This is a genomic window from Micromonospora sp. A200, assembly GCF_029893845.1.
In the GTDB taxonomy this organism is placed as follows: Bacteria; Actinomycetota; Actinomycetes; order Mycobacteriales; family Micromonosporaceae; genus Micromonospora; species Micromonospora purpureochromogenes.
Window position 1 is genome coordinate 19,436 of sequence record NZ_JARXXY010000007.1, and the last position, 16,802, is coordinate 36,237.

General features: G+C 72.9%; 13 protein-coding genes. 9 read left to right on the forward strand and 4 right to left on the reverse strand.

Annotated features, from left to right (window positions below):
- Positions 1 to 44: 44 nt before the first annotated feature.
- Positions 45 to 404 (forward strand): YciI family protein, encoded by a 360-nt coding sequence (locus M2302_RS08950; protein ID WP_210775175.1) that lies wholly within the window; start codon positions 45 to 47, stop codon positions 402 to 404.
- A 52-nt stretch (positions 405 to 456) separates the two neighbouring features.
- Here M2302_RS08950 and M2302_RS08955 read toward each other — a convergent pair whose 3' ends face one another.
- Positions 457 to 930 carry a cytidine deaminase gene (locus M2302_RS08955; protein ID WP_154938401.1) on the reverse strand — a complete coding sequence of 158 codons (474 nt, stop codon included), beginning with the start codon at positions 928 to 930 and terminating at the stop codon, positions 457 to 459.
- A gap of 147 nt (positions 931 to 1,077) precedes the next feature.
- Here M2302_RS08955 and hrpA point away from each other — a divergent pair, with 147 nt between their 5' ends.
- Positions 1,078 to 5,118, forward strand: coding sequence for an ATP-dependent RNA helicase HrpA (gene hrpA, locus M2302_RS08960; RefSeq protein WP_280837445.1), 4,041 nt, complete (start codon positions 1,078 to 1,080; stop codon positions 5,116 to 5,118).
- Positions 5,119 to 5,128: 10 nt separating this feature from the next.
- Here the strand turns inward: hrpA and M2302_RS08965 are convergent, their stop codons facing one another.
- Positions 5,129 to 6,409, reverse strand: a complete 1,281-nt coding sequence (locus tag M2302_RS08965) for an amidohydrolase family protein (protein ID WP_280837446.1) — start codon at positions 6,407 to 6,409, stop codon at positions 5,129 to 5,131.
- Between the two features lie 100 nt (positions 6,410 to 6,509).
- Here M2302_RS08965 and M2302_RS08970 point away from each other — a divergent pair, with 100 nt between their 5' ends.
- A complete protein-coding gene (locus M2302_RS08970; protein WP_280837447.1) occupies positions 6,510 to 7,028 on the forward strand; it encodes a MarR family transcriptional regulator in 519 nt (172 codons plus the stop codon).
- Here M2302_RS08970 and M2302_RS08975 read toward each other — a convergent pair.
- Positions 7,025 to 7,960, reverse strand: a complete 936-nt coding sequence (locus M2302_RS08975) for a LysR family transcriptional regulator (protein ID WP_280837448.1) — start codon at positions 7,958 to 7,960, stop codon at positions 7,025 to 7,027. The two genes, M2302_RS08970 and M2302_RS08975, sit on opposite strands and share 4 nt — an antisense overlap.
- 128 nt (positions 7,961 to 8,088) lie before the next feature.
- Between M2302_RS08975 and M2302_RS08980 the strand changes: the two genes are divergently transcribed.
- The 6 genes from M2302_RS08980 (at position 8,089) to M2302_RS09005 (ending at position 15,147) form a co-directional block, all read left to right on the forward strand.
- Positions 8,089 to 8,721 carry a succinate dehydrogenase cytochrome b subunit gene (locus tag M2302_RS08980; RefSeq protein WP_280837449.1) on the forward strand — a complete coding sequence of 211 codons (633 nt, stop codon included), beginning with the start codon at positions 8,089 to 8,091 and terminating at the stop codon, positions 8,719 to 8,721.
- Positions 8,722 to 8,723: 2 nt separating this feature from the next.
- Positions 8,724 to 10,661: a fumarate reductase/succinate dehydrogenase flavoprotein subunit gene (locus M2302_RS08985; RefSeq protein WP_280837450.1), complete on the forward strand. Its 1,938-nt coding sequence runs from the start codon at positions 8,724 to 8,726 to the stop codon at positions 10,659 to 10,661.
- Positions 10,658 to 11,419, forward strand: coding sequence for a succinate dehydrogenase/fumarate reductase iron-sulfur subunit (locus tag M2302_RS08990; protein WP_154938411.1), 762 nt, complete (start codon positions 10,658 to 10,660; stop codon positions 11,417 to 11,419). Before M2302_RS08985 ends, M2302_RS08990 begins: the two co-directional genes overlap by 4 nt.
- Before the next feature lie 171 nt (positions 11,420 to 11,590).
- On the forward strand, positions 11,591 to 12,775 hold the full coding sequence (locus M2302_RS08995; RefSeq protein WP_280837451.1) for a zinc-dependent alcohol dehydrogenase: 1,185 nt from the start codon (positions 11,591 to 11,593) through the stop codon (positions 12,773 to 12,775).
- Positions 12,772 to 13,725 carry an SDR family NAD(P)-dependent oxidoreductase gene (locus tag M2302_RS09000; protein WP_280837452.1) on the forward strand — a complete coding sequence of 318 codons (954 nt, stop codon included), beginning with the start codon at positions 12,772 to 12,774 and terminating at the stop codon, positions 13,723 to 13,725. Before M2302_RS08995 ends, M2302_RS09000 begins: the two co-directional genes overlap by 4 nt.
- 276 nt (positions 13,726 to 14,001) lie before the next feature.
- The gene (locus M2302_RS09005) at positions 14,002 to 15,147 is read left to right on the forward strand and encodes an MBL fold metallo-hydrolase (RefSeq protein WP_280837453.1); all 1,146 of its coding nucleotides are present in this window, start codon (positions 14,002 to 14,004) and stop codon (positions 15,145 to 15,147) included.
- Positions 15,148 to 15,196: 49 nt separating this feature from the next.
- Here the strand turns inward: M2302_RS09005 and dgt are convergent, their stop codons facing one another.
- A complete protein-coding gene (dgt, locus tag M2302_RS09010) occupies positions 15,197 to 16,708 on the reverse strand; it encodes a dGTP triphosphohydrolase (RefSeq protein WP_280837454.1) in 1,512 nt (503 codons plus the stop codon).
- Positions 16,709 to 16,802: the final 94 nt, after the last annotated feature.

A 16,802-nucleotide genomic window follows, 5' to 3' on the forward strand; every position in this document is an offset into this window, starting at 1 on the left:
GCAGACAGGAACCAACCGGGGAAAATCACCCCTACCCTGGGTCCATGCGATTCGACCAGCACACCCTCGTCCTCTTCAGCCGCCCGGCGGACGCGCCGGAGCTGCCCCGGGACGCGGCGGATCTGCTGCACGACACGCACCTGACCCACCAGGCGGGGCTGGTGGAGCAGGGACTCGTGCTCGCCGCCGGCCCGTTCGTGGACCCGGACGACCCGACCCTGCGCGGTCTCGCCGTGCTGCCGATCAGCCCGGACGAGGCCCGCGAGCTGTACGCCAACGACCCGGCGGTGCGCGCCGGCCAACTCGTGGTGCGGGTGGCGAGCTGGCTGGTGCCGGAGGGCAACGTGCGCTACGAGAGCGTCGGCGTGCCCCGCTCAATGCTGGAGGCCGCCGCCGGCGACTGACCCGCCGCCGAGAAGGGCGGAGACAGCGCCGGGAAGCGGGCCGCCGGGAGGGTCAGTCCTCGGAGGCCGGCCGGCTGCTCGGCACGGTGGGCATCGGCCACTGCCCGGTGCGCACCGCCATCGGCGCGTCGAGCTGGTGGTCGCCCCAGACGTACGTCTCGGGCAGCAGGTCGGCGACGGGCACCGGGCGCAGCGCGTCCATCGGCCCGACGATCACCTTGATCGACGGAAAGTAGTCCAGCAGCACCTGGCGGCACCGGCCGCAGGGCGGAATGACGCCCCGCCCCCGGTCACCCACCGCGACGATGGCCTCCAGCTCGCCGGCCCCCTGGGTGGCGGCGGCGCCGATCGCGACCACCTCGGCGCACGGGCCACCGGTGAAGTGGTAGACGTTGACGCCGGTGAAGACCCGGCCGTCGGCGGTCCGGGCCGCGGCGGCGACGGTGTGGTTGTCGCTGCGGCAGCGCAGCTTGGCGACCGCGGTCGCCGCCTGCACCAGCGCGCGGTCGGTGTCCAGCATCGTCATGTCGCCGCCCCCGGATCGGTGTCGCTCGGCGAAAACTCTAGCCCGGCCGGCCCGCCGCTCCGGGCAGCGACGCCGACCGGGTACGGCGGCTGACCGGAGGTAACCCGGGGGCGCTCCGGCGGCGGGCTGCCTATCCTTGGCGACGACATGCAGAATCCAGCCGTACCCGCCGAGGCCGTCACCGTTCGCGACCTGCACCGCCGCCTCTCCTCGCTGATGTTCCGCGACCAGCGCCGCCTGCAGCGGCGGCTGGACGGCGCACGCAAGCTGCGGGAGCCCGAGCGGCGCGACGGCGCGCTCGCCGAGATCGCCGTGGACGTGGCCCGCGCCGAGGCGCGGCTGGCGGACCGGCGGGCCGCCGTGCCGGTGATCACCTATCCGGCGCAGTTGCCGGTCAGCGAGCGCCGGGACGACATCGCCGCCGCGATCCGCGACCACCAGGTGGTGATCGTGGCCGGCGAGACCGGCTCCGGCAAGACCACCCAGCTGCCCAAGATCTGCCTGGAGCTGGGGCGCGGGGTGCACGGCCTGATCGGGCACACCCAGCCCCGGCGGCTGGCCGCCCGGACGGTCGCCGACCGGATCGCCGAGGAACTCGGCACCGAGCTGGGCGACGTTGTCGGCTACAAGGTGCGCTTCAGCGACCAGGTGAGCGACCGCAGCCTGGTCAAGCTGATGACCGACGGCATCCTGCTGGCCGAGTTGCAGACCGACCGGATGCTGCGCCAGTACGACACGTTGATCATCGACGAGGCGCACGAGCGCAGCCTCAACATCGACTTCATCCTCGGGTACCTCCGGCAGCTCCTGCCCCGCCGTCCCGACCTGAAGGTGGTCATCACCTCGGCGACCATCGAGACGGACCGGTTCGCCCGGCACTTCGCCGACGCCGACGGGGAGCCGGCCCCGATCGTCGAGGTCTCCGGGCGGACGTACCCGGTCGAGGTGCGCTACCGGCCGCTGGTCGAGGTGAGCGAGGCCGAGGAGGACGAGGGCGACGACGAGGAGAACGTCCGCGACCAGATCCAGGCGATCGGCGACGCGGTCGAGGAGCTGGCCGCCGAGGGACCCGGCGACATCCTGGTCTTCCTCTCCGGCGAGCGGGAGATCCGGGACACCGCCGACGCGCTGGGCAAGCTGGTGGAGAAGAAACGGTCGCTGCTCGGCACCGAGATCCTCCCCCTGTACGCCCGGCTGTCGACCGCCGAGCAGCACCGGGTCTTCGCCCCGCACCCCGGGCGGCGGGTGGTGCTGGCGACCAACGTCGCCGAGACGTCGCTGACCGTCCCCGGCATCAAGTACGTGGTGGACCCGGGCACGGCCCGCATCTCCCGCTACTCCAGCCGGCTCAAGGTGCAGCGGCTGCCCATCGAGCCGGTCTCGCAGGCCTCGGCCAACCAGCGCAAGGGTCGCTGCGGGCGTACCTCGGACGGCATCTGCATCCGGCTCTACGACGAGCCGGACTTCCTCTCCCGGCCGGAGTTCACCGACCCGGAGATCCTGCGCACCAACCTCGCCTCGGTCATCCTCCAGATGACCTCGATCGGGCTCGGCGACATCGCCGCGTTCCCGTTCATCGACCCACCGGACCGGCGCAACGTCACCGACGGCGTCAACCTGCTGCACGAGCTGGGCGCGCTCGACCCGACCGAGACCGACCCGGCGAAGCGGCTCACCCCGCTGGGCCGGCGGCTGGCCCAGCTACCGGTCGACCCCCGGCTGGCCCGGATGGTGCTGGAGGGCGAGCGCAACGGCTGCGCCACCGAGGTGATGGTGATCGCCGCCGCGCTCTCCATCCAGGACCCGCGCGAGCGGCCGGCGGAGAAGCAGGCGCAGGCCGACCAGGCGCACGCCCGGTTCGCCGACAAGGAGTCCGACTTCGTCGCGTTCCTCAACCTGTGGCGCTACCTGCGGGAGCAGCAGCGGGCGCTGTCGTCGAGCGCGTTCCGCCGGATGTGCAAGGCGGAATACCTGAACTACCTGCGGGTCCGCGAGTGGCAGGACATCGTCAGTCAGTTGCGCCAGGTGCTGCGTACCCCGGACCAGGGCGGCGGCGGGCGCGGCCGGCGCGGCACGACGGAGGTCCCGGAGGCCGGCGGCCGGCGCGGCCCGACCGCGGACCTGCCGGAGGAGATCGACACCCCGAAGGTGCACCAGTCGCTGCTCCCCGGCCTGCTGTCCCACGTCGGGCTCAAGGACGCGCAGAAGCACGAGTACCTGGGGGCGCGCGGTGCGAAGTTCGCGATCTTCCCCGGCTCGGCGCTGTTCCGGAAGCCACCGCGCTGGGTGATGGCCGCCGAGCTGGTGGAGACCTCCCGGCTCTGGGGCCGGGTCGCCGGGCGGGTCGAGCCGGAGTGGGTCGAGCCGCTGGCGCAGCACCTGGTCAAGCGCAGCTACAGCGAGCCGCACTGGGAGAAGAAGCAGGCCGCGGTGATGGCCTACGAGAAGGTCACCCTGTACGGCGTCCCGCTGGCCACCTCCCGCAAGGTCAACTTCGGCCGGATCGACCCGGCGCTGTCGCGGGAGCTGTTCATCCGGCACGCGCTGGTGGAGGGCGACTGGCAGACCCACCACCAGTTCTGGGGGGACAACCAGCGGCTGCTCACCGAGATCGAGGAGCTGGAGAACCGGGCCCGGCGGCGGGACATCCTGGTCGACGACGAGACGATCTTCCACTTCTACGACCAGCGCATCCCCGCCGACGTGGTCTCCGGCCGGCACTTCGACTCGTGGTGGAAGAAGACCCGGCGGGAGCAGCCGGAGCTGCTCACCTTCACCCGCGAGCTGCTCATCAACGCCGGTCGCGGCGGGGTGGACGAGGCCGACTACCCGGACGAGTGGCAGGCCGACGGGGTCGCCCTGCCGCTGACCTACACCTTCGACCCGGGCACCCCGACCGACGGCGTGACCGTGGACATCCCGCTGCCGCTGCTCAACCAGGTGCCGGCGGAGACCTTCGACTGGCAGGTGCCGGGGCTGCGCGAGGAACTGGTCGTCGCGCTGATCCGGTCGCTGCCCAAGGCGGTCCGGCGCAACTTCGTCCCGGTGCCGGACTACGCGCGGGCCGCGCTGGCGGCGATGCCCGCGGGCGAGGAGCCGCTGCTGGACGCGCTGACCCGGCAGCTGCGCCGGATGACCGGCGTCACCGTGCCGCGCGACGCCTGGGACGTCGACCGGCTGCCGGCCCACCTGCGGGTCAGCTTCCGGGTGCTCGACGAGGAGAACAAGCCGGTCGCCGAGGGCAAGGACCTGCCGACCCTGCAACGCCAGCTCCGCCAGGAGGTACGCCAGGTCGTGGCCGCCGCCGCGCCGGACGTGGCCCGCACCGGCCTTCGTGAGTGGAGCATCGACGATCTTCCTCGCACCATCGAGCAGGTCCGGGCCGGTTACGCGGTGACCGCGTACCCGGCGCTGGTCGACGAGGGCGCGACGGTAGGGGTGAAGGTGTTCGACTCCGAGGCCGAGCAGGCCGCGGCGCACTGGGCGGGCACCCGGCGACTGCTGCGGCTGACCGTGCCCTCGCCGGCCAAGTTCCTCCAGGGCCGGCTCTCCAACGAGGCGAAGCTGGCGCTCAGCCGCAACCCGCACGGCGGGGTGCAGGAGCTGATCTCCGACGCCGCCGGAGCCGCGATCGACAAGCTGATCGCCGACGCGGGCGGGCCGGCCTGGGACGCCGAGGGCTTCGCCGCGCTGCGCGAGCGGGTCCGCGCCGACCTGATCGACACGGTGGTCGACGTGATGGACCGGGTCCGCCGGGTCCTCGCCGCCGCGTACGCGGTGGAGCAGCGGCTCGGCGCGACCCGGAACCTGGCCGTGGTGGCCGCCCTGGCCGACATCCGCAACCAGCTCTCCGGGCTGGTGCACAAGGGGTTCATCACCGAGGCCGGGTACGCGCGCCTGCCCGACCTGCTGCGCTACCTGACCGCGATCGAGCGGCGCCTGGACCGGCTGCCGGGCAACCCGCAGCGGGACAAGCAGCAGCAGGACCGGATCGCGGTGGTGCAGAAGGAGTACGCCGACATGCTGGCCGCGCTGCCGCCGAGCCGGCGCAACTCGGCGGCGGTACGGCAGATCCGGTGGATGATCGAGGAGTTGCGGGTGAGCGTCTTCGCCCAGGCGCTCGGCACCCCGTACCCGGTGTCGGAGCAGCGGATCTACCGGGCGATGGACGACGCCGAGGGGCGCTGACCCGCGCCCCTCACGGCAGCACCCTGGCGGCGAGGTCGGCCCCGGCGGCGCGCAGCGCGGCCAGTTCGTGGTCGACGAGCCGCCCGTTGCGCTTGACGAACCGGCCGGCGACCAGCACGTCGGTCACATCGGCCGGCCCGGCCGTGGCCACCACCGCGCCGGCCAGCCGGCCCGGCTCGGGGCGGCCGACCAGGTGTTCCAGGCCGCGCAGCAGCACCACGTCGGCCTGCTTGCCCGGGGTCAGCGAGCCGGTCCGGTCGGCCAGTCCGATCGCGGCGGCGCCGTCGACGGTCGCGGCGCGGAGCAGGTCCCCGGCGGCCGGGGCGAGCGTGGTGTGGTCCCGTCCGACGTCCAGCGCGGCCCGGTGGTGACGGTCGCGCTCCAGCACCAGCGTCGCGCGCAGCTGGTCGAAGAGGCTGTGCCCGGCGGTGACGGCCACGTCGAGGCCGACGGCCGGCCGGGCGCCACGGGCGGCGAAGCGTCCGTACGCCGACGGCCCGTGCCCCATCATCGCCTCGACGCCGGGAGTCACGGTGATCCCGGCGCCGCTGTCCACCAGCAGTCCCACCTCGGCGTCGGTGACGGTGTTGCCGTGGACGAAGTGCAGGTCCGGCCCGAGCAGGCCGGCCCGGTGCAGGGCGGCGACGGCGCCGGCCCGACCGCCGTGGGCGCCGCAACCGACGTGCATCGAGGCGACCAGGCCCAGCTCCCGGGCGACAGCGATGTGCCGCGTGGTCTGCTCCATGGGCGCGTGCTCGTTGCTGAGCATGGCGACCGCCCCGGTGACCAGCCCGGTACGCGCGGCGAGGTCCACCAGGCCGGCACGCCGCTCCGGGTCGCCGTGCCCGTACACCGCGCGGGCCCCGGACTCCGCCAGACCGTCGACGGACGCGTCCGCGTGCTCGTCGCTCCGGGTGGCGTTGCAGTAGTCGAAGACGGTGGTGACGCCGGAGTGCAGCGCCTCGGCCGCGCCGAGCAGGGCGCTGAGCCGCAGATCCGACGGTTCCATCCGGGACGCCACGGTGCCGAGCAGCAGCGGCAGGTACGCCGACAGGCTGAGGTCGGCCCCGAACCCGACCAGCGCCGACTGCCAGAGGTGTCGGTGCGAGTCGACCAGGCCGGGCAGCACGACGTGTCCGCGGACGTCCTGGACGGTGGCGTCGGCCGGGTCGAGCCCGGGGCCGACGGCGACGATCCGGTCGCCGTCGATCAGCACGTCGGCGCGGGGCAGCTCGCCGAGTGCGTCGTCCATGGTCAGCAGGTGGCCGCCGCGCAGGAGCAGCTTGGGCATCGATTCCCCCTCATGTGAAAGCTTTTAGAAAAGCTTTCTCGAAAGCTATCAGGAGGGTTGTCTCCCCGGCAATTCCCGCGCGGGTCGCTATCCTCGCCAAGTGGGCAAGCCGGATCAGGGTCGGGACACCGTTGACGAGATTGTCGCGGCGTGGCAGCGGGAACTTCCCGCCGTCGCGACCCTGGAGCTGGAACTCACCAAACGCGCGACCCGGCTCGGCGCACTGCTGGCGGAGGCGGCGAACCGGGAGCTCGCCGAGGCGGGACTGACCAAGGCCGAGTACGAGGTCCTCGCCGCGCTCAGGGCGACCGGGGCGCCGTACCGCCTGCGCCCGACCGAGCTGGCGAGCCGACTGCTGCTCTCCTCGGGCGGAACCAGCAACCTGCTGCGCCGTCTCACCGACAGTGGACTGGTGGTACGGGAAGCCGACGCGCGCGACGCCCGCAGCTCGTGGGTGCGGCTCACCGACGCGGGGGTCACCACCGCCGAGACCGCCGTACGCGCGGCCACAACCGCCCAGCGCGAACTGCTCGCGGTCGTGCCGGAGAGCACCGGCCGGGTGGTCGCCGACCTGCTCCGCGAGGTCCTGATCGCGCTCGGCGACACACCCCGCGGCTAGAGCGGCTCCACCCCCGGCGGCAGCTCGTCGGTGGCGGTGGCGTCGTGGACGTACTCCAGCAGTATCCGGCGCAGCTCCCGACCGGCGTGGGTCGGCACCACGTCCCGGCGGCGGGCCACCGCGATGGTCCGCCGGACGCCCGGCGGGGCGAGCCGGGTGACCCGGACGCCGGCCCGGCGGGCGACCACGATGCCGGGCACCAGGGCGATGCCCAGCCCGGCCTCGACGAAGCTGAGCACGGCGTCCATCTCGCCGCCGTCGACCGAGATGCTCGGTTCGAAGCCGGCCTCCCGGCAGGCCTGGATGGTGGCGTCGCGCAGGTCGTAGCCCTCGCGGAACATCACCAGGGGCTGGTCACGCAGGTCGGTGATGCGCAGCTGACCGTTGTCCCGGGCGGCGGGCAGCGGGTCCACCGACGCGACGACGAGGCTCTCCCGCAGGATCGGGTCGACGCGCAGCCCCGGGTCGGCGCCCTGGGCCGGCATGATGATCAGCGCCAGGTCGAGGTCGCCGCGCAGCAGGTCACGGACCAGGTCCTGGGAGCCGCCCTCCTCCACCCGCAGGTCCACGGTGGGGTGGGCGTCGCGGAACCGGCGCAGCACCGGTGGGGCGAGCGAGGTGGCCAGGCTGGGGGTGGCGCCGAGGCGGACCCGGCCCCGGCGCAGGCCGACCAGCTCCTGCACCTCGCGGGTGGCGGTGTCGACGTCGGCGAGGATCCGCTTGGCCAACGGCAGCAGCACCTCGCCGGCAGCGGTGAGGGCGATGTTGCCCCTTACCCGTTCGAAGAGCGGGGCCCCCAGGTCGGTCTCCAGGGCGTGAATTTGCTTACTCAGTGAGGGCTGGGTTATGCCGACGAGGTCGGCGGCTTGGGTGAAATGTCGTACTTCTGCGACCGCCACGAAGTACTTGAGCTGATGGAGCTGCATATACATAGCTTATGGCTATCAAGACTGCGAGGTCGATGCATTGGACGACTGATCAAAGTCCTCCTAGCGTCGGTCGGGTGGTAATCACGAAAACTCGGTCGCCCATCCGCTCGAACGTCGGCCTGAAGGCCGTCATGGCGGTGACGGGCATCCTCCTGGTGCTCTTCCTCGTCGTCCACATGCTGGGGAACCTGAAGATCTTCACCGGCGAGACGTCGTTCGACCACTACGCGCACTGGCTGCGCGACATCGGCGCGCCGCTGCTGCCGCACACCTGGTACCTGTGGATCCAGCGGACCGTGCTCACGGTCGCGGTGGTCGCGCACATCGTGGCCGCCACCGTGCTGGCCCGCCGTGCCCGCGCCGCCCGCCCGGTGAAGTACGCCCACCGCAAGAAGATCCAGGGCAGCTACGCCGCGCGCACGATGCGCTGGGGTGGGGTGATCATCCTGCTCTTCGTGATCTACCACATCCTGGACCTGACCACCGGTCACCTGAACCCCCAGGGCGACGCCAGCAACCCGTACGGCAACGTGGTCGCGGACTTCGCGCCGGAGCGCTGGTACGTCACGCTCTTCTACACCCTGGCGATCGTCACCGTCGGTTTCCACCTGCGGCACGGCATCTTCAGCGCGCTGCGCAGCCTGGGCCAGCAGACCCCGAAGGGTGAGCGTCGCAACCGGGCGATCGCGCTGGTCGTCGCCGTCGGCCTCTGCGTCGGCTACCTGGTGGTCCCGTTCGCCGTACTCACCGGATTGGTGTCCTGACCATGGATCTCTTCATCGAGGGCGACCCGATCGCCGACACCAAGGCACCCGAGGGCCCCGTCGAGAAGCGCTGGGAGACCCGCCGCTTCGAGGCCAAGCTGGTCAACCCGGCGAACCGCCGGAAGATGACCGTGATCGTGGTGGGCACCGGCCTGGCCGGCGGCTCCGCCGCGGCGACGCTGGCCGAGCAGGGCTACCGGGTCAAGTCCTACTGCTACCAGGACAGCCCGCGCCGGGCCCACTCGATCGCCGCGCAGGGCGGCATCAACGCCGCCAAGAACTACCGCAACGACGGCGACTCGGTGCACCGGCTCTTCTACGACACCGTCAAGGGCGGCGACTTCCGCTCGCGGGAGTCGAACGTGCACCGGCTGGCCGAGGTCTCGGTCAACATCATCGACCAGTGCGTGGCGCAGGGCGTGCCGTTCGCCCGCGAGTACGGCGGCCTGCTCGACACCCGCTCCTTCGGTGGCGCCCAGGTGCAGCGGACCTTCTACGCGCGGGGCCAGACGGGCCAGCAGCTGCTGCTCGGGGCGTACCAGGCGCTGGAGCGGCAGATCGGCCTGGGCAACGTGGAGATGAACGCCCGGCACGAGATGCTGGAGCTGGTCGTCGTCGACGGCAAGGCCCGGGGCATCGTCGTCCGGGACCTGGTCACCGGCGAGATCAGCACCGAGATGGCCGACGCCGTCGTGCTCGCCTCCGGCGGCTACGGCAACGTCTTCTACCTCTCCACCAACGCCAAGGGCTGCAACGTCACCGCCACCTGGCGGGCGCACCGCAAGGGCGCGTACTTCGCCAACCCCTGCTACACGCAGATCCACCCGACCTGCATCCCGGTCTCCGGCGACCACCAGTCGAAGCTGACCCTGATGAGCGAGTCGCTGCGCAACGACGGCCGGGTCTGGGTGCCGAAGGCCAAGGGCGACGACCGCGCGCCGCGGGACATCCCCGAGGACGAGCGGGACTACTACCTGGAGCGGATCTACCCCTCCTTCGGCAACCTGGTCCCCCGCGACATCGCCTCCCGCGCCGCGAAGAACGTCTGCGACGAGGGCCGGGGCGTCGGCCCGACCAAGCTCGGCGTGTACCTCGACTTCGCCGACGCCATCAACCGGCTGGGCCGCAAGGCGATCGAGGCCAAGTACGGCAACCTCTTCGAGATGTACGAGCGGATCACCGGCGAGGACCCGTACGAGGTCCCGATGCGGATCTACCCCGCCGTGCACTACACGATGGGCGGCCTCTGGGTCGACTACGACCTCCAGTCGACCATCCCGGGTCTGTTCGTGATCGGTGAGGCGAACTTCTCCGACCACGGCGCGAACCGGCTCGGCGCCTCGGCGCTGATGCAGGGCCTGGCCGACGGCTACTTCGTGCTGCCCAGCACGATCGCCCACTACCTGGCCACCGGCCCGCTGGAGAACGTCGACGCCAGCCACCCCGAGGCGATCGCGGCCCGCCGCGACGTCGAGGACCGGATCACCCGGCTGCTGGCGGTCAACGGCGACCGGACCGTGGACTCGTTCCACCGGGAGCTGGGCCAGATCATGTGGGAGCACTGCGGCATGGAGCGCAGCGAGGCCGGGCTGCGCAAGGCCATCGACGAGATCCGCACGCTGCGGGACGAGTTCTGGCAGCGGGTGCGGGTGCCGGGCGACGGCGAGGGGCTCAACCAGTCGCTGGAGAAGGCCGGCCGGGTGGCCGACTTCTTCGAGCTGGCCGAGCTGATGTGCATCGACGCCCTGCACCGCGAGGAGTCCTGCGGCGGCCACTTCCGGGCCGAGCACCAGACCCCGGACGGCGAGGCGCAGCGCGACGACGACCGGTTCGCCTACGTGGCGGCCTGGGAGTACACCGGCACCGGTGAGCCGGTCGTGCTGCACAAGGAAGACCTGAAGTTCGAATACGTCCACCCGACGCAGCGGAGCTACAAGTGAACCTGACCCTGCGCATCTGGCGCCAGTCCGGCCCTGAGGACAAGGGTCGGATGGTGACCTACCAGGTCGACGACGTCTCCCCGGACATGTCGTTCCTGGAGATGCTCGACGTCCTCAACGAGCGGCTCATCCTCCAGGGCGAGGAGCCGGTCGCGTTCGACCACGACTGCCGCGAGGGCATCTGCGGCATGTGCGGTCTGATGATCAACGGCGACGCGCACGGGCCGCAGCGCGGCACCACCGCCTGCCAGCTGCACATGCGGCAGTTCTCCGACGGCGAGACGATCGACATCGAGCCGTGGCGGGCCCGCGCCTTCCCGGTCATCAAGGACCTGGTGGTCAACCGGAGCGCCTTCGACAAGATCATCGCCGCCGGCGGGTACATCACCGCCCCGACCGGCAGCGCCCCCGAGGCGCACTCCACGCCGGTGGCCAAGGCCAACGCGGACGCCGCCTTCGAGTCGGCCGCCTGCATCGGCTGCGGCGCCTGCGTGGCGGCCTGCCCCAACGGCTCCGGCATGCTCTTCACCGCCGCCAAGCTCACCCAGCTCTCGCTGCTGCCGCAGGGCCAGCCGGAGCGCTACACCCGGGTGATCGGCATGGTCGACGCGCACGACGAGGCCGGCTTCGGCGGCTGCACCAACGCCGGTGAGTGCACCGTGGTCTGCCCGAAGGGCATCCCGCTCAACACCATCGGCCGGCTCAACCGCGACTACCTGAAGGCCACCACCAAGGGCGCGGGCACCCCCGGCTCCTGACCGCCAGTTGCGCACCGACCGCCGCATCCCCCCCGGGGGTGCGGCGGTCGGCGTTTTCCCAGGGGTACGGCGGGAAAGCAGCGCCGGCGCCGGCCCGGGCGGCCCGCCCGGTTCAAGCCGCCCACTCGGGGTAGCAGTCCCATGGACGGCACCGAGAGGGGACGATCAGGCGTGAAGGCACTGACCTGGCACGGCAAGCGTGACGTCCGGGTGGAGGAGGTACCCGACCCGCGGATCGAGGAGCCCACCGACGCGATCGTCCGGATCACCTCCACCGCGATCTGCGGCTCCGACCTGCACCTGTACGAGGTGCTCGCGCCGTACCTGAAGCCCGGCGACGTCCTCGGGCACGAGCCGATGGGCATCGTCGAGGAGGTCGGCCCGGGCGTGACCCGGCTCAAGCCGGGCGACCGGGTCGTCATCCCGTTCAACATCTCCTGCGGTGACTGCTGGATGTGCCGGCGGCAGCTCTACGCCCAGTGCGAGACCACCCAGGTCACCTCTGAGGGCAAGGGCGCGGCGCTGTTCGGCTACACCTCGCTCTACGGCTCCGTCCCCGGCGGCCAGGCCGAGTACCTGCGGGTCCCGCACGCCCAGTTCGGCCCCGTCAAGATCCCGGAGACCGGCGCGGACGAGCACTACCTCTACCTCAGCGACATCCTGCCCACCGCCTGGCAGGCGGTGAAGTACGCCGACACCCCGCCCGGCGGCACCCTCGCCGTCTTCGGGCTGGGGCCGGTGGGCCAGTTCTGCGCCCGGATCGGCCGCCACCTGGGCGCCGACCGGGTGATCGGGCTCGACCTGGTGCCGGAGCGGCTGGAGATGGCCCGCCGGCACGGCATCGAGACCCTCGACGTCAGCGAGCTCGAGGACGTGCCGGCCACCCTGGCCGACCTGGTCGACGGGCGGGGCCCGGACGCGGTGATCGACGCGGTCGGCATGGAGGCGCACGGCGCCACCTCGGGCAAGCTGGCCCAGGCCGCCGCCGGGCTGCTGCCCGACAAGCTCGCCCAGGCCATGACCGACAAGGTCGGCGTCGACCGGCTCGTGGTGCTCAAGGCCGCGATCAAGGCGGTCCGCCGGGGCGGCACCGTCTCCATCTCCGGCGTCTACGGCGGCGAGGTGGACCCGCTGCCGCTGATGGAGATGTTCGACCGGGGCATCCAACTGCGGATGGGGCAGTGCCACGTGCGCCGCTGGACCGACGAGATCATGCCGCTGCTCTCCGGCGACGACGACCCGCTGGGCGTGGCGGACCTGCGTACCCACCGGGTGCCGCTGGCGCGGGCGCCGCAGGCGTACGAGATGTTCCAGAAGAAGCAGGACGGCTGCGTCAAGGTCGTGCTCGCACCGTGAGCCGGGTGGTGGTGGTCACCGGGGCGACCAGCGGCATCGGCCGCGCGGCCGCCCGGGAGTTCGCCGGGCGCGGGGACCGGCTGGTCCTCGCCGCCCGCTCCCCCGCCACCCTGACCGAGGTACGCCGCGAGTGCCGCGACGCCGGCGCCGAGGTGCGCGAGGTGCCCACCGACGTGACCGCCCCCGGCGCGCTCGACGCCCTGGCGGAGGCGGCGCTGCGGGAGTTCGGCCGGATCGACGTCTGGGTGCACACCGCGGCGGTGATGGCGTACGGGCGCTTCGAGGAGATCCCGGCGGAGGTCTTCGACCAGGTGGTGCGGACCGACCTGCTCGCCTCCGCCGGGGTGGCCCGGGTCGCGCTGCGGCAGTTCAAAGCCGCCGGCGGCGGCACCCTGATCCTCACCGGCTCGGTGCTCGGGCACATCACCGCGCCCTACATGAGCGGCTACGTCACCAGCAAGTGGGGCCTGCACGGCCTGGTCCGGACGTTGCAGCAGGAGTCGCGGGACCTGCCCGGGGTGCACGTCTGCCTGGTCACCCCCGGCAGCGTGGACACCCCGGTCTACCAGCAGGCCGCCAACTACCTGGGCCGGATGGGCCGGCCGCCGCTGCCGATCACCACCCCGCAACGGGTGGCCCGGGCGATCGTGGACTGCGCCGACCGGCCCCGCCGGGAGATCTCGGTGGGCCGGGTCAACCTGATCATGCGGGCCGGCTTCACCGTGCTGCCCGGCGTCTACGACGCGCTGGTGGGGCCGCTGATGCGCTGGGGCGGGCTGACCGACCGGCAGGTGTCGCCGCACGAGGGCGTGGTTTTTGCCCCCAACCCGGCCGGCGAGGCCGTCCGCGGCGGCTGGCTGCCCGACCTGCCGCGCCTGGCCCGCACGGTCGGCAACACCGCCACCTCAGCGGTCACCGCCGGCGCCGCCGCCCTCCGCCGCCTCCGCTGACCACTTCACCCCCCGTCCTCCCTCCTCCCCCCACCACCCCCCCACCCCACCTCCCCGCCGCGCCATCTTCTGGCCGCACTTTCCGAGAAAGCGTGGCTATGGCGCGCGGAATAGCCACGCCGTCTCTGAAAGTGCGCGGGTGCGGGGGCGTGCCGGGCGACGTGGGGACGGTTTCTTGGAAAGTGCGCGGGTGGGGGTGTGGGTGCGGCGGCGGTCCGGCGCGGGGGTGACGCGGTGGCTACCGTGTATTCGGGAGACGGCGGAGGGGACGTGGCGATGCGGGCACCAGCGGACCGGGAACTCGACCGGGCACTCGGCGGGCGGCTGTGGCGGATGACAGGGCTGGCCGCGGTGGCCGGGCTGGCCTGGGCGGCGCGGGACGTGCCGGCGGCGCTGGGCGGGCGGCTGACCGGGGCCCGGGCGGAACGGGCCGCCCGCTCCCCCCAGTTCCGCGACGGCACCTTCCACAACCGGGCCGCCACCCGGACGATGACCACCGGTGACCCGGGCCGGAACCTGGTCTGGGAGCTGATCTTCGGCAAGCAACGCCGGCGCCCCACCGCCCCGGTCCCGCTGCTGCCCCCGACGCCCCCGCCCGCGACCGACGTCGAACGCGAACTCAACATCGTCTGGTACGGCCACGCCTCCGCGCTGATCGAGATCGAGGGGCGGAAGGTCCTGATCGACCCGGTGTGGAGCGACCGCTGCTCCCCGTCCGCCGCGGTCGGGCCGAGGCGGCTGCACCAGCCCCCGGTACGCCTGGCGGACCTGCCCCCGGTCGACGCGATCCTGATCTCCCACGACCACTACGACCACCTCGACATGGCCACCGTGCAGGAGCTGACCCGGCGACAGTCCGCGCCGTTCCTGGTGCCGCTGGGGGTCGGCGCCCACCTCGACCGGTGGGGCGTGCCGGCGGAGCGGATCGTCGAGCTGGACTGGTCGGAGCGGCACCGGGTGGGTGGGCTCGAGATCATCGCCACCGCCGCCCAGCACTTCTCCGGCCGGGGGCTGCGCCGCGACGGCACCCTCTGGAGTTCCTGGGTGGTCGCCGGCGCGCACCGCAAGGTCTTCTACACCGGCGACTCCGGCTATTTCGACGGGTACGCCGAGATCGGCGCGGAGCACGGGCCGTTCGACGTGACCCTGATGCAGATCGGCGCGTACGACCGGGCGTGGCCGGCCATCCACATGTTCCCCGAGGAGGCCGTCTCGGCCCACCTCGACCTGCGCGGCGGGCTCTTCCTGCCGGTGCACTGGGCGACGTTCAACCTGGCCCTGCACGACTGGTCCGAGCCGGTGGACCGGCTCTGGGCCGAGGCGAAGGCGCGCGACGTGCGGCTGGCGGTGCCCCGCCCCGGCGAGCGGGTGGTGGTCGACGACCCGCCGCCGGTGGACGGCTGGTGGCAGGCGGTCGCCTGACGTACCCGCCGCCGGTGCCGGCCCGCCGGCCGTCACCCTGGCCGGGCGCTCAGAGGACGAAGGCGTCGGTCCAGAGGGCGCCGGAGCGGCCGGAGAGGGCGTCCAGCATGGCGACCGCCTGGCCGTCGGTGAGCTGGGCGACGAAGTCGACGATGGCCCGGCCGCGGGCCCGGCCGATCCGATCCGCCGTACGCGGGTGCAGTTCCGCCTCGGCCAGCTCGACCAGGTCGTGCAGCCGGCGCGGCAGCCGGGACTCCTCCTCCGGGTCGAGCAGCCACTCCCACAGCGCCTCGACCAGCGCGCCCAGCAGCCGGGCCTGGCCCCGCTGGTGCAGGGCCAGGTCGGGGCGGGCCAGCACGAACCGGTGGTGGACGAACTTGAGCACCTGCACCTCGTGCCACTGGGCCGGGGCGAGCAGCACGTGCCCGGAGCGCACCGACGGCCGGCGGACCACGGTGATCGCGTCCACGAAGCGAGCGGTCCAGCGGGCGGAGAAGCGGGCCACGTACTGCTCGGCCTCGATCGAGCCGTCGAAGGGCATGGCCAGCAGGCCCTCGACCAGTTCCTGGCGGACGTGCTCGACGGCGGCGGCGAACGCGTCGTCGTCGGCGATCCAGCCGTCCTTGCGGTGCAGCTGGCGGCGCAGCCGCTCGATCGCCGAGCCGGGCCGGCGCGCCGCGCCGGTCAGCGCCGCGTCGGTGACCGCGCGCAGGTGACCGCCCTCCCGCTGCCAGGCCATCAGCTCGGCGGCGACCGCCCCCTGCTGGAGCACCCCCACCCGGTAGAAGTCCTCCACGTCGTGGATCGCGTACGCGATGTCGTCGGCCGTGTCCATCACCGAGGCCTCGACGGTCTGCTGCCAGTCGGCGATCCGGCCGGCGAACGGCTCCCGGGCCTGCCGCAGGTCGGCCAGCTCGGTCCGGTACGCGCCGAACTTCGCCGACCCGCTCTCCGGGTCGTCGGGCGGGACGGCCGCGCCCCGGGGCGCCGGGGTGAGGTGCCGCGGGTGCGGGTCCGGATGGTCCAGCCGGGTCCACGGGTACTTCAGCAGGGCCGCGCGGACCGCGGCGGTGAGGTCGAGCCCGGTGGTGGCCGCGCCCCGGATCTCGGTGCTGGTGACGATCCGGTACGACTGCGCGTTGCCCTCGAAGCCGTCCGGCAGGCCGAGCCGCTGCCGGGCCAGCCGGTCCAGCACCCGCTCCCCCAGGTGCCCGAACGGCGGGTGGCCGAGGTCGTGGGCGAGCGCGGCGGCCTCGACCACGTCCGGGTCGAGGCCGCCGAGTTCGTCGAGGAGCCGACGGTGTGCCGGGTCGGCGGTGAGCCGCTCGGCGATCGCCCGGGCCACCTGGGCGACCTTGAGGCTGTGGGTGAGCCGGTTGTGCACCAGCAGGCCGGACCCACCCGGGCTGATCACCTGGGTGACGCCGTTGAGCCGGGCGAAGAACGGCGAGCCGACGATCCGGTCCCGGTCGGCCCGGAACGGGCTGGCGGCCAGGTCGCCGAGCGCCCGGGCGCTGCCGCCGAAGAGCCGGCGGGCCCGCGGATCCGCTGGTTGTTCCATGATCGCAACGCTAGCGCAGGCGCGTCGGGCGGGTATGGCGAGCGCCGTCGGGGGCGGGCGGCAGAATGCAGCACGGAACCCACAGCGAAGGCGG

Coding starts and splice junctions, on each gene's coding strand:
- M2302_RS08980 (WP_280837449.1), top strand. CDS start 8,089: ATGGCGGTGACGGGCATCCTCCTGGTGCTCTTCCTCGTCGTCCACATG.
- M2302_RS08975 (WP_280837448.1), bottom strand. CDS start 7,960: ATGTATATGCAGCTCCATCAGCTCAAGTACTTCGTGGCGGTCGCAGAA.
- M2302_RS08955 (WP_154938401.1), bottom strand. CDS start 930: ATGACGATGCTGGACACCGACCGCGCGCTGGTGCAGGCGGCGACCGCG.
- M2302_RS09005 (WP_280837453.1), top strand. CDS start 14,002: ATGCGGGCACCAGCGGACCGGGAACTCGACCGGGCACTCGGCGGGCGG.
- M2302_RS08985 (WP_280837450.1), top strand. CDS start 8,724: ATGGATCTCTTCATCGAGGGCGACCCGATCGCCGACACCAAGGCACCC.
- M2302_RS08965 (WP_280837446.1), bottom strand. CDS start 6,409: ATGCCCAAGCTGCTCCTGCGCGGCGGCCACCTGCTGACCATGGACGAC.
- M2302_RS08950 (WP_210775175.1), top strand. CDS start 45: ATGCGATTCGACCAGCACACCCTCGTCCTCTTCAGCCGCCCGGCGGAC.
- hrpA (WP_280837445.1), top strand. CDS start 1,078: ATGCAGAATCCAGCCGTACCCGCCGAGGCCGTCACCGTTCGCGACCTG.
- dgt (WP_280837454.1), bottom strand. CDS start 16,708: ATGGAACAACCAGCGGATCCGCGGGCCCGCCGGCTCTTCGGCGGCAGC.